Origin of the sequence: Enterococcus sp. FR204, from assembly GCF_031143325.1 — a bacterium.
Lineage (GTDB): Bacteria > Bacillota > Bacilli > Lactobacillales > Enterococcaceae > Enterococcus_B > Enterococcus_B faecium.
Window position 1 is genome coordinate 15,683 of sequence record NZ_JAKZIW010000029.1, and the last position, 12,887, is coordinate 28,569.

The window sequence follows — 12,887 nt, forward strand, 5'->3', positions numbered from 1 at the left end:
TTTTCACAACCTCTTGTTAATTATAGTTTGATAAGGAAAAAGGCAAATCTTTTGCTTGATATTTCTTAGGGTGAGGGACGATCCCTAATTGGTAAGAGATCGTGCCGCCTTTCAGCAAATCTTGATGGGTAAAATATAATTTCGTATATTCTTTGTCCATCCGTTTGATTTTATGGATAAATTGTTGCTGCGGCCGATTAGGCGTTGCTTCAATCGTCAATTCCTTTCCATTTGACAAAAGCAAAACAGCCTTGTCAATTAATGGCATACCGATAACATATTCACCGGTTCCAGGCGTGACAGGATAAAATCCCAGACTATTGAAGATATACCAAGCGGACATACTTCCATTGTCCTCATCTCCAGGGTAACCCATTGGAGAATCGTCGAAGGTCTGAGTCATCAACTGTTTAAGCAGTGGCTGTGCCATTTCAGGTTGTCCTATATAACTGAACAAGTAAGGATAGTGAAAACTTGGCTGGTTTGAAATAGCTAATTGTCCAAATTCTATCGCGGCCATCTCACTCATTTCGTGGATCTCAAAACCATATCCTCCTGGGTCAAACGTTGGGGGCTGATTGCACAGCTCAATGAGTTTTTCTTTATATCTCTCACTGCCACCATATTTTCCGATCAGTCCTGAAAAATCGTGATAAACAGCAAAGCTGCTTTGCCAAGCACTTCCTTCTGCATAATCTTGTCCCCAACGATTAGCTGAAAATGGTTCTCTGAACTTGCCATCTTTATCTTTTGAACGCATAAATCCTGACTCATAGTCAAAGATATTTTGATAGTTCAATGATTGCTGCTGATATTTCTTCGCCATTTCCTCCTCTTCTATTACCTTGGCAACTTGGCTAATACAAAAATCGCTATAAGCATAGTCTAATGTGTGATTGACTTATTCGTGGTAGTGATTAGGAACATAGCCATATGTCAAGTAATCTTCTGTTCCTTGTCGTCCATAATTTGGATGTTTGCTTTGAACCGTAGCACCTTTTTCCGTTGCCGTTAGAAATTCAGGCATCAAGTCTCGTCGGATATCTTTTACAGCAGCATCTGCAATGACCGCATCGATCAATGTCCCAGGCATAAGTCCACGTTCATCAGGAGACAGCCATTTTGGCAAATAGCCACTTTCTCTATAGCTGTTCAAAAAACCTTCCAGCATTTCTTCGTATTTTTCTACAGCAATCAAAGAATAAAGAGGATAAACCGTTTTATACGTATCCCAAAAACCATTATTTGTATAGAGAACACCAGGTTTTATAGATCGACTAGTCGTATCATAGTGGATTTTTTGCCCACTAGGATCAATTTCATAAAATGTTTGTGGAAATAAAAACACCCGATATAAATTATGATAAAACGTCCGCAATTGTTGTTGATCATGGTGTGTGAGCTGTATACGATCAAAATAGGACTGCCATTGTTCTTGACTGTGAGCAAGGTAAGTCTCTTTGCTTTGGTTTTGTTCTAGTTCCAGGTTATAAGCTGCTTGTTCCGAGCTGATAAAAGATGTCCCAAATCGGATAGTTTGTTTTTTTGTCTGTTCAAAATACAACGGGATCGAGTCGCTATTTTTGTTGGAAACAGCTAACTCATCAATTGTTAAAGGATATTCAAATCTCAATATAAAATAAAAAGAAAAATCAGGATCTTCTGAACCAGCAAAATGTGTGATTTTTCCTTCCACTGTGTAAGGATCTATAACAAAGAGCTGATGGCGTCCCGGAAAGGATAAAAGTAAACCGCTATCATTTTTGCTGTAATCAATAGATAAGATTCCGCCATACATGCTAGGTATCAATGTAGAACAGATGCCATAACGTAATTGACAGATCGACAGATGAGTCGGGCAAAATATACTTTCTTCTGGGCGGTAAGAACTTTGAGCATGGAAAAGGGTGTTCTCCTGTAGTTTTCCATTGATCGGCGTAAACAGCATATGACTGAAATCACCCATCCAAGGACTTGGTTGATGGGTAAGACGGTAGCCTTGAAAAACGCGGTCATCAGGATGAAACCACCAGCTGCCGTTTTGATCCGTAGTTTGCGGTGCAAAATAATTCATCCCAAAAGGAACGCCAGTATAAGGCTGGCAGTTCCCATTAGAGAAATTTGGCTGATTCGCTGTTGCATGTCTAGTATCTATTTGACCGATATTCATTTTATTTCTCCTTTGTTGATTGTCTTTTGATGAATGAAACTGGAAATTTACTATCGGATGGTCGATCTTTTGTCTCTAACCAAGTGACCAAAGCATCTCCCGCAAGCTTACCTAACTGTTCAAAATCTTGTGCGATGGTTGTCAGTGGCGGGTCAACAAGAGCTGCTGCTTGGATATCATCAAATCCGATAATTGAAAAATCTTCAGGGATATGATAACCATGCTGTCTCAAGAGATTCATGGTCTGGATAGCGACAACATCGTTTTCACAAACAAAAGCAGTTACTTCATACTTAGTGATATAAGAAAGCAATTCATCTAATGTCGCGCTTTTGTCATCCAGTGAAGTGTGGAAAGTCAAACCAGCTTTGTCCAATGCTTCAAGGTAACCAAGGTAACGCTGTCGAACGGATTGTGGATGAGTCTGCGTACCAAACAAATAAGCGATTTTTGAATGACCCTGTTCGATCAAATAAGAGGCAGCAAGCGCACCGCCTTGGAAATTATCGGAAAGAACGGTAGGAAAAGGTAACTCATAGATTTTTTTATCTAATACGACGACAGGGAATTCTTTCAATGAAAGCTCAAAAAGTAAGTCAAGATGTTGTTCTGTATCAAGAGCATAATAAATCAATCCGTCAAATTCATTGATTAGCTCTTTTGCTGTTTTATTTTGTAGAAAGTCAAGCGTCGTCATCATGACATCAATCTGTTTATCTTGCATCACAGGGTTCAATCCCTTGCTAAAATCACCAACAGACAAATCAGCGACATATGGAAGAAGAAACAGAATCCGTCGTGTTTTTGTAGGAGAAGCAAGCATCTGTTCCGGAGAAGCGGATTTAACGAAACTGCCTTTCCCGCGAACGCGATAAATAAGTCCTAATTGCTCTAATTCAGTCAATGCACGTTTGGAAGTGATTCTGCTTACTTTATAGGTACGTGAAAGTTCTTTTTCAGTTGGTAGTTGGCTGTCTACAGGTAATTCACCAGTTAAAATAGCCGTTTGCAAATCATTAAATATTGTCTGGTACAATGGTTGATTCATATAAACACCTCTTAATGATATATCATATTTAAATAATACCATAATGGATGAAAAAGTAAATAAAAAGATATTTTTTGAAAGCGTAGACATAATTGGTTGTATGAAGTATAATCTTTAAAGATATATCAAATAGAAAGAAGGTTTTATTAGTGGTTTATAAAGATATACCAAAATCGGTGCAGAAATTTATGGAAGATATCACACAAAAATGTGGGGATATCCATGCGGACTGGGCAAAGAATTTTACAGCAGCATTTGCCAATACTCTGTTGACAACAGTCAAAAAGCAAAATGACGGAACCACCTTTTTATTGACGGGAGACATTCCAGCGATGTGGTTAAGAGACTCTACTGCACAAGTTCGTCCTTATTTAGTGATTGCAAAAGAAGATGAGGAATTAGCTGACATGATCAGCGGGTTAGTCAAAAAGCAATTTTTTTATATCAATATCGATCCATATGCGAATGCCTTCAACGAAGAAGCTAACGGTGCTGGCCACCAAACAGATCATACAAAAATGAACGATTGGATCTGGGAAAGAAAATATGAAATTGATTCTTTATGCTACCCAATACAGTTGGCCTATCTTCTTTACAAAAATACAGGAAAAACTGATCAATTCAATCAATCTTTTATTGAAGGTATCAAAAAAATCTTGGACGTGTTCAAAACAGAGCAAGATCATGAACACTCTCCTTATACATTTGTACGAGACACGACAAGAAAAGAAGATACGCTGATCAATGACGGTCGAGGTGCAAAAACAGCTTTTACAGGAATGACATGGTCTGGTTTCCGTCCTAGCGATGATGCTTGCCGTTATGGATATCTGGTACCATCCAATATGTTTGCGGTGGTCGTGTTAGGTTATGTGGAAGAAATTTTTCAAACGATACTCGATGATAAAGAAATTGTACAGCAAACACAGAAATTGAAGAAAGAGATCCAAGATGGGATTCAGAATCACGGACGAACGGTTAATCAAAAAGGGCAAACGATTTATGCATATGAAGTAGATGGAATGGGAAACGCCACAGTCATGGATGACAGTAATGTGCCCAATCTGATCGCCGCACCTTACTTGGGATATTGTTCTGAACAAGAGGAAGATTATCTGCAAACAAGAAGAACATTGTTGAGTAAAGAAAATCCATATTTCTATGAAGGAAAGTACGCAAAAGGAATTGGATCCTCCCATACGCCAGAAAAATACGTTTGGCCGATTGCATTAGCTATGGAAGGAATGACAACGTCAGACAAATCTGAAAAAGAGCGGATATTGAATTTACTTGTAGCAACTGACGCAGGAACACACCTTATGCACGAAGGATTCGATGTGAACAATCCTGAAAATTATACGAGAGAATGGTTTTCTTGGGCAAATATGATGTTTTGCGAATTAGTCATGGATTACTTTGATATTAGAGTAGAAAAGTAGGAGGTATCGTAAATGAAAAAGAAAGTATATATCATTTCTCATAGCCACTGGGATCGTGAATGGTACATGGCTTACGAACAGCATCACATGCGACTGATTGAATTGATAGACGATCTACTAGAGCTATTTGAAGTTGATCCGTCCTTCAACAGTTTTCATTTGGATGGGCAAACGATTATTTTAGATTACTATCTTCAAGTAAGGCCAGAAAAAAGACAGGCAATCCAACAAGCAATCAATGAAGGAAAATTGAGAATTGGACCATTTTATATCTTGCAAGATGATTTTCTTATCAGCTCGGAATCGAACGTGAGAAATATGCTGATTGGCATGGAAGAAAGCCGTAAATGGGGAACCCCTGTCATGTTAGGCTATTTTCCCGATACATTTGGAAATATGGGACAGACGCCTCAATTAATGAAACAAGCTGGTATTTCAGCAGCAGCGTTTGGCCGTGGTGTAAAACCAATTGGCTTTGATAATCAAGTTTTGGAAGCAGAAAACTATTCTTCCCAATACTCAGAGATGTGGTGGAAAGGACCTGATCAAACAGCAATCTTTGGTCTGCTATTTGCCAATTGGTATAGCAACGGGAATGAGATTCCAGTAGAAAAAGAAGCAGCTCTTGCCTTTTGGAAGCAAAAATTAGCGGATGCAGAACAATATGCCTCTACGAACCACTTATTGATGATGAATGGTGTTGATCATCAACCGGTACAAAAAGATATATCAAAAGCAATCCATCTCGCAAATGAACTGTTTCCAGATTACGAGTTTATTCATTCTAATTTTACTGACTATCTGGAAGCAGTTCAAAAAGATGTGCCAGAAGACTTAGGCTCAGTAGAAGGAGAATTGACAAGTCAAGAAACGGATGGCTGGTATACTTTAGCCAATACAGCATCTGCTCGGGTTTACTTAAAACAATGGAATACCAAGGTCCAGCGACAGCTAGAAAATATTACAGAACCACTTGCGACGATAGCTTATGAAGTTAGTGGAAACTACCCCCATGATCAATTAGATTATGCTTGGAAGACATTAATGCAAAATCATCCTCACGACAGTATTTGCGGTTGTTCAGTCGATTCTGTCCATCGGGAAATGATACCTCGTTTTGAAAAAGCAGATGAAGTTGGAAAGTATCTTGCACAAGATTCCTTAGAACAGCTGACCGCAGCAATCGATACGACCGGATTCCCAAAAGACAGCTTTCCATTTGTCATTGTAAATACTGCAGGAATGGATAAAACTGGTGAAGCAGAAATAACCATCGAATTAGAAAGAAAAAGATTCGCTGAAGGAATACCTGAACAACTATATCAAGAGTTAGAAAATTTGCCTAAACGTAAGTATCATGTAGAAACAAAAAGTGGGGCCACTATACCAGCTATTTTATCTGAAGAAACTGTCCAATTTGGTTATGATTTGCCGAAAGACCGTTTCCGTGTGCCATATATGGTAAAAATGATCAAAGTGACTTTACCATTAGAAAACATGCCAGCATTTTCTTGGGAAACATTCGCGCTTGTAGAAGGGGAAGCGAAAGCAGAAGAAAAGGAAACAATGATTCATCAGAGTGGACGAATCATCGAAAACGGCCCTCTACATTTGACGATTGAAAAAAATGGTACCATTACAATGGAAGATCGCAAAAACAAACGAAAGTTGAATAATCTGCATATTTTTGAAGATATCGGCGATATAGGAAATGAGTATATCTTTAAACAACCTTTCTATGATCAGCCAATCCTATCCAGTAACAAAGAAAACTCTGAAGTAAAAGTATTAGTAGATACACCGGAAATAGCAAAAATAAGTATTCTACAGGAAATGGAAATCCCTGTTTCTGCAGACGAGCGTTTAGAAAAAGAACAGCAGATGGTTGTGGAATTTCGTTATCGAAAAGCAGAACGATCCAAAGAAAAACGAATCCTTCAAATAAAAACAATCATGACAATCAGAAAAGATAGTAAAAAAATCGACTTTGAAACGACTCTCGACAATCAGATGAAAGATCATCGCTTACGTGTCTTGTTTCCTACAAAGTTACATGTGGAACATCACGAAGCAGATAGTATTTTTGAAGTGGTGAAGCGCCCAAACCATGTGTCTAAAAGTTGGGAAAACCCCACGAATCCGCAACATCAGCAAGCATTTGTCAATATTCATGATGAAGAGTACGGTGTAACAGTCGGAAACTTTGGTTTGAATGAATATGAAGTAACAGAAGACGGACAAATCGCAGTGACGCTACTTCGCAGTGTGGGAGAACTAGGCGATTGGGGATATTTTCCAACACCAGAAGCACAGTGTCTAGGTGAGCATCGGTTCAATTACAGCATTGAACTACATGGACCAGAAGAAAAATTCTCTACTTATTTGCATGCATACGCAGCACAGATTCCTTTTTCCACTCAACAAATCAAACATCATGAAGGAACATTGATTTCAAAACAACAATATTTAACGATAAAAAGTGAAACGTTTGCAATTACAGCTTTGAAACGCAGCAAGTTTAGTGATAAAGTAGTAGTAAGAGGTTTCAATATGTCTAGTCATTTAGAAAAATTGGAAATAACTAAAGACAATGGAAAAACTGTCATATTGAATCTGCTTGAAGAACCAACGAAGCAAGCGGTTGTCCCAATAATCCAACCTTATGAGATTCGGACAATCGGATTCGAGGAGGAAAACGAATGTATGGCGGAATAGAAGCAGGCGGAACAAAATTTGTGTGTGCGGTTTCAGATGGTGGAGAAATTTTAGAAAAATTAAGTATCCCTACCACAACACCAGAAGAAACATTGGATCAGGTATTTGAATTTTTTGATCGTTATGAATTGAAGGGAATCGGGATTGGCTCATTCGGCCCGATTGGTATCGACAAAACAAAAGATAATTACGGATACGTTTTGGCAACTCCCAAAAAAGGGTGGGCACAATTCGATTTTCTTGGCACAATCAAGGAACGCTACAATATTCCTGCTGCTTGGACAACGGATGTCAATGCTGCTGCATATGGGGAATTGAAGCAAGGAGCAGCACAAGGAAAAAATAGTTGTATTTACCTTACCGTGGGAACAGGAATCGGTGCAGGTGTCGTGATCAATGAAGAAATTTTTTCAGGGATCGCACATCCTGAAATGGGACATATTTGGGTGAAACGCCATCCAGATGACCATTATGAAGGTACTTGTCCTTATCATAAAGATTGTTTAGAAGGATTAGCAGCAGGACCGTCTATTGAGGCACGCACAGGGATCAAAGGGCAAGATCTGCCGCAAGATCATCCTGTTTGGGCTATTCAGGCTTATTATATTGCTCAAGCACTGATCAACTATACGTTGACGTTAGCACCTGAAAAGATTATTTTAGGCGGTGGGGTAATGAATCAGGATCATCTCCTTCAAAAAATCCGTCAGCAATTTGTTGAATTGATGGGTGGTTATATGGAAACACCTCAAGTAAGTGAATATATCGTTCGTTGGGGACTGCCGAATGAAAGTGGGATTATCGGTAGTTTGCTGTTAGCAGAACACGAACATCAAAAGTAAGCAGACAAATTACACAAAAAGAACAGAGTCTTATCATTATCTGCTGATAAGACTCTGTTCTTTTTTCTTTCTATTCCCATAATCCAGGTAAAGCTTTACCGACTATTTTTTCTTGAGTAAATGGATGGATCATGTGCAGTTCTAATGCATGGAGCATCAGTCGTTCAGCTGTTCTATTTTGGTAGAGAGGGTCTCCAACGATCGGATGTCCCTTATGAGCTAAATGAACTCTGATCTGGTGTGTACGTCCGGTTTCCAAAACACAATAGACTTGTGTTTGTTCAGAAAGTACTTTGTTGACAGTGACATGTGTCAAGGCGCTCTGACCATTTTTATCATCTACGACCCTTTTTCTCCGATCATGGCGATCTCGTCCAATTTTATTGGTGATGGTCATATCTTTGGCAATTTCTCCCCATACGATGGCTTGATATCTCCGATAGATCATTTTTTGTTCCAACATTCTTCCAAGTATCGGCAAGACAAATGGATTTTTTGCAAATAAAACGGCACCGCTTGTTTCTTTGTCCAAGCGATGGACAACGTAAGGTCGTTGCTGTTTAGTGTCGAGATAAGCAGCTAAATGATTGAGCAAGGTACTGTTTTCTGTCGGTTCATTTGGATGAGTCTTCATTCCTGCAGGCTTATCAACTATAATCAAATGCTCATCTTCATGTAAAACGCGGATGTGCGCCGCATCTCCAAGCTGGACTTCTTGATAATTATAATCTGTTTCTTCGAATAACAATGTGATCTGGTCATTGCCCTTTACTTCATGATGGAACAAAGCAGGTTGTTGATTGATCCAAACGTTTTTACGTATACGCAAAAAGTGTCGAACCTTTCTAGGGACTAACCATTCCTTTTCAAGCAAGTCGCGAATCGTTGTTTCAGGATGGTTCATAGGTAAAGTGATCGTGATTTTCACAAGTGTACTCCTTTCAGTGCAATTGCAGACTAATTGTACCATTTTTAAAACATATTTAAGAAAAAACTTACATTTTTCTGTTCATTCTTATGTTACTCTACTTGCACTAACGTAAAAAAACATATTGAACTACAACTTAAGCAGGAAGAAAACACTCTTTCACTATGGTAAAATAAGACGATTGAATCGAATAGACAGGAGAAGAAGCAAATGGATTTTCAAAGCATTTTAGAAAAGATAAAAGCTGCTTTGATCAGTTTTTGGCGTTGGATCAGACCATATCTCGGACAATTCCATCGATGGCGAAAGCGCATCTGGAAAAAATATCATGTGAACAAATTGATTTTGCTGATTGGTTTGATCTGTGTCTTAGTGACAAGTATCTACCTCTTTATTTTAGCAAAACAAGCAAATGTCGAAACGTTAAAATCAGGATTAAGCCAATCGACAGTCATTTATGATAAGAAAAACGAAGAAGCTGGCACACTGTACGCCCAAAAAGGAACATATGTAGAATTAAACGCGATTTCTCCCTATATCCAAGATGCAGTAATCTCGACAGAAGATAGGAATTTTTACGAGCATCACGGGTTTGATATCAAAGGGATTGCCCGTGCAGCAGTCCGAATGGTCTTGTCTGGCGGAACATCAGGGGGCGGAGGAAGTACGATCACTCAGCAGCTTGCCAAAAATGCGTATCTGACATTAGACCAAACGTTTGATCGAAAAGCGAAGGAATTATTTTTGGCAATCGAGATCGAAAAGAAGTACAGCAAAGAAGAAATCTTGACCATGTATCTTAACAATGCCTATTTTGGCAACGGGGTATGGGGTGTCCAAGACGCTTCCAGAAAGTATTTTGGAGTAGATGCAACGAATGTTACGCTGTCTGAGGCTGCTACTTTGGCAGGAATGCTGAAAGGTCCTGGTATTTATAATCCGATCGATCACCCAGAAAATGCGAATGATCGGAAAAACACAGTACTAAGTGTAATGGAAGAAAACGGAAAAATCACAAAAGAACAAGAACAAGCAGAAAGCCAGACAGATATCAGCGCGTATCTTAATGACACATACGATAATTCAGATTCTGGTTATCGTTATCCTTATTATTTTGATGCAGTGATCGATGAAGCAGTTAACGAGTATGGTCTTGATGAAGAAGATGTCATGAATAAAGGCTATAAAATCTATACAGCTTTAGATCAGGATTATCAAAAGCAATTAGAAGCTACTTATCAAAACAGTGCATTATTCCCAGCAAATGCTTCAGATGGTGCCATGGTCCAATCTGCTTCAGTAGCTTTAGATCCGAATACAGGTGGTGTACAAGCACTAGTAGGACGAAGAGGAGATCATGTCTTTAGAGGATTCAGCTTTGCTACACAGATGCGTCGTTCACCAGGATCAACGATCAAACCATTAAGCGTATATACACCAGCACTGGAAGCTGGATACAAGCCTTCCAGTATCTTGAAAGACGAACCGCAAAGTTATTACGATGCGCATAATTTTGACGGGACATACCAAGGAGAAGTACCGATGTATCAAGCTGTTGCACAAAGTTTGAATTTGCCTGCTGTATGGCTTTTGCATGAGATCGGTTTACAAAAAGGATATGATAAAGCAGAAGAATTCGGCCTGCCTTTAGCAAAATCTGATAAGTATTATGGCTTAGCCCTTGGTGGACTGGAAAAAGGAGTATCTCCATTGATCATGGCGGGTGCTTACAGTGCATTTGCCAATGATGGTCAGATGTATACGCCGCATCTTATCACGAAAATCGTTGATTCGACTGGAGCGGTGATCGTCGATAACACAAACAAAAAACCAAAACAGGTCATATCAAAGGAAACAGCCGATGAAATGACCAGCATGCTTCTTGGTACATTTTCAAATGGAACAGCGGCTGCTGCGAATCCTGCAGGTTATACGATAGCAGGGAAAACAGGAACCACAGAAACTAATTTCGATGCCACAAAAGCAAATGACCAATGGATGATCGGTTACACACCAGACGTAGTGATTTCGACATGGATGGGTTACGAAGAATCCAGCAAGCTGCACTATTTGGAAGGGACAAGTGGAAATGTTGTCGGGAGAGTCTTCAAATCAGCGGCAGAAGGCATCCTTCCGTATACTTCAAAAACAGGATTTAGTGTAGCAGATGCCTATGCCACAGGAGGACAAGTGGTAGCTGCAGATCAAGTTGGAAACACAGGAAATTCTAATGGAGAGTCTGGAAATTGGCAAGATAACTTGAATCAATATGGTGAACAAGCAAAAGAAGGGCTGAAAAGCTTCGGCGATATGGTGAAAGAAGGCGTTCAGGGAATTGGTGAAGCGGCTAAAGACCTCTGGCGGAAATATCAAGGAGAGTAGACCCTTTGAAAACGAATAACCCCATGTTACAATAGAGAGTAACTACTAAAAGAAAAGAGGGCATAACATGTCAAACATCTACGATAGCGCGAATCAAATCGAACGTGAGATCCGTGAATTACCAGAATTCAAAGCGTTGAAAGAAGCGTACGAGAAAGTACAAGCAAACGAAGAAGCACACAAACTGTTCAAAGACTTCCAAGCGATGCAAATCGAATTACAAGAAAAACAAATGAGTGGACAAGAATTCAGCGACGAAGATGCAATGAAAGCACAAGAAATGGCTGTGAAAATCCAATCAGAAGAAGTAATCAATGACTTGATGCAAAAAGAGCAAGACTTCAGTACAATCATCAATGACTTGAACCGTATCATCATGACACCAGTTCGCGACCTTTACAGCGAATAAAACTATTTTATGAAACAACAGAGGGTGTGAAAGAGACGTTCGGCCTTGAGCGATGACAAAATTGCTTCTTATTGCCGATAGGCTATCTCTTGAACACCGTTTACCAAGAGGTCGTGAGCCTACCGTTTAGCTCTGAGTTACAAGGAACAATTTCAAAAAACAGCTTCTCATGTTTGATGACTACTGTGACTTGTGACCGAGGAGTTGGCAGGAGAACACCTTTTATTCAAAAATAGGAGCTACGACAAAAGTCTTGTCATAGCTCCTATTTTTTTGTCATTCATTTTTCAAGCGGTAGAAATAGCCTTTTTGAGCTAACAGTTCTTCGTAAGTACCTATTTCAACGATTTTTCCTTCATCGATCACAACGATTTTATCTGCCTCTTTGATCGTTGAAAGCCGATGAGCCACAATAAAAGTAGTGGGTGTTTCTGTCAGGTAATTCAGGGCCTGCTGGATTTTTTTCTCTGACTGGTTATCTAAAGCTGAGGTTGCTTCATCTAGCAAAATGATTTTTGGCTGACGTATCAACGCTCGTGCAATGGAGATACGTTGCTTTTGGCCACCAGACAGCTTGTTGCCATGTTCGCCTACTAAGGTATCTAGACCATCAGGAAGCTGGTCAATCAGTGAAGAAATTTGCGCAGCTTCGATGACTTCATCTAAACGTTCTTTTGATACGTTTTTCAAGCCATAAGTGATGTTCTCTTTGATCGAAGCGGAGAACAACAAAGTGGTTTGAGGAACAACGGCTAAATAATTACGCACACTTCGCATATCCAATTCATCCAAAGGCTGATTATCTAGGAAAATCCTCCCTGAAGACGGCTGGATAAATCCAATCAATAAGTTAAGGAGTGTAGATTTTCCAGAACCAGATGGCCCAACAAAAGCAATTGTTTCTCCAGCTTTCACCTCTAGAGAAAAATGATCGATAATCGGCTTGAGTGAGTC

Annotated in this window: 8 protein-coding genes and 1 pseudogene; 5 read left to right on the plus strand and 4 right to left on the minus strand. The window is 39.5% G+C overall.

Annotated features, from left to right (window positions below):
* Positions 1–16: 16 nt before the first annotated feature.
* Positions 17–2,170 (minus strand): annotated as a pseudogene (locus RG571_RS07900) (GH92 family glycosyl hydrolase).
* 1 nt (position 2,171) lies between these two features.
* Complete coding sequence (locus RG571_RS07905; protein ID WP_002319605.1) at positions 2,172–3,218, minus strand: substrate-binding domain-containing protein; 1,047 nt, start codon at positions 3,216–3,218, stop codon at positions 2,172–2,174.
* A 149-nt stretch (positions 3,219–3,367) separates the two neighbouring features.
* Between RG571_RS07905 and RG571_RS07910 the strand changes: the two genes are divergently transcribed.
* The 3 genes from RG571_RS07910 to RG571_RS07920 are packed head-to-tail and all read left to right on the plus strand — an operon-like array spanning position 3,368 to position 8,214.
* Entirely contained in the window at positions 3,368–4,657 is a 1,290-nt protein-coding gene (locus tag RG571_RS07910; RefSeq protein WP_002319606.1) for a glycoside hydrolase family 125 protein, read from the plus strand.
* Between the two features lie 12 nt (positions 4,658–4,669).
* Entirely contained in the window at positions 4,670–7,372 is a 2,703-nt protein-coding gene (locus RG571_RS07915; protein ID WP_131774689.1) for an alpha-mannosidase, read from the plus strand.
* On the plus strand, positions 7,357–8,214 hold the full coding sequence (locus RG571_RS07920; RefSeq protein WP_002285988.1) for an ROK family protein: 858 nt from the start codon (positions 7,357–7,359) through the stop codon (positions 8,212–8,214). Before RG571_RS07915 ends, RG571_RS07920 begins: the two co-directional genes overlap by 16 nt.
* Positions 8,215–8,284: 70 nt before the next feature.
* Here the strand turns inward: RG571_RS07920 and RG571_RS07925 are convergent, their stop codons facing one another.
* Entirely contained in the window at positions 8,285–9,142 is an 858-nt protein-coding gene (locus tag RG571_RS07925) for an RluA family pseudouridine synthase (protein WP_002297741.1), read from the minus strand.
* A 210-nt stretch (positions 9,143–9,352) separates the two neighbouring features.
* On the opposite strand from RG571_RS07925, the gene RG571_RS07930 reads away from it, so the two are divergent.
* Complete coding sequence (locus RG571_RS07930; RefSeq protein ID WP_308947599.1) at positions 9,353–11,524, plus strand: PBP1A family penicillin-binding protein; 2,172 nt, start codon at positions 9,353–9,355, stop codon at positions 11,522–11,524.
* Between the two features lie 67 nt (positions 11,525–11,591).
* The gene (locus RG571_RS07935; protein ID WP_131774691.1) at positions 11,592–11,933 is read left to right on the plus strand and encodes a YlbF family regulator; all 342 of its coding nucleotides are present in this window, start codon (positions 11,592–11,594) and stop codon (positions 11,931–11,933) included.
* Between the two features lie 276 nt (positions 11,934–12,209).
* Here RG571_RS07935 and RG571_RS07940 read toward each other — a convergent pair.
* Positions 12,210–12,887, minus strand: a 678-nt coding sequence (locus RG571_RS07940) for an ATP-binding cassette domain-containing protein (protein WP_308947602.1), incomplete at its 5' end; no start/stop codon positions are given.

Excerpts from the sequence above, each read along its gene's own strand:
- RG571_RS07935 (WP_131774691.1), top strand. The coding sequence starts at position 11,592 with ATGTCAAACATCTACGATAGCGCGAATCAAATCGAACGTGAGATCCGT.
- RG571_RS07905 (WP_002319605.1), bottom strand. The coding sequence starts at position 3,218 with ATGAATCAACCATTGTACCAGACAATATTTAATGATTTGCAAACGGCT.
- RG571_RS07920 (WP_002285988.1), top strand. The coding sequence starts at position 7,357 with ATGTATGGCGGAATAGAAGCAGGCGGAACAAAATTTGTGTGTGCGGTT.
- RG571_RS07915 (WP_131774689.1), top strand. The coding sequence starts at position 4,670 with ATGAAAAAGAAAGTATATATCATTTCTCATAGCCACTGGGATCGTGAA.
- RG571_RS07930 (WP_308947599.1), top strand. The coding sequence starts at position 9,353 with ATGGATTTTCAAAGCATTTTAGAAAAGATAAAAGCTGCTTTGATCAGT.